Annotated in this window: 2 rRNA genes; both read right to left on the reverse strand. The window is 50.5% G+C overall.

What is annotated here, in order from left to right:
- Positions 1-97 (reverse strand): 5S ribosomal RNA (gene rrf / locus KJS58_RS25150); the annotation flags it as partial.
- Positions 98-175: 78 nt separating this feature from the next.
- Positions 176-293 (reverse strand): 23S ribosomal RNA (locus tag KJS58_RS25155); the annotation flags it as partial.

Raw genomic sequence — 293 nt, forward strand, 5'->3', positions numbered from 1 at the left:
CCCAGGACCCTGCGGTCCAAGTACCATCGGCGCTGGAGGGCTTAACGGTCGTGTTCGGGATGGGTACGTGTGGAACCCCTCCGCTATCGCCACCAAACGAGCATTTTTGCAAATGCGGTATTCAAGGTTTTGCTCCCTGAAAACTAGATACGAAACAATCTTTGCGATTTAATTGTAGGATAAGCCCTCGACCGATTAGTACTGGTCAGCTCCATGCATTGCTGCACTTCCACCTCCAGCCTATCTACCTCGTCGTCTTCAAGGGGTCTTACTAATTGGGAAATCTCATCTTG

This window comes from Paenibacillus sp. J45TS6 (genome assembly GCF_018403285.1).
In the GTDB taxonomy this organism is placed as follows: Bacteria; Bacillota; Bacilli; order Paenibacillales; family Paenibacillaceae; genus Paenibacillus.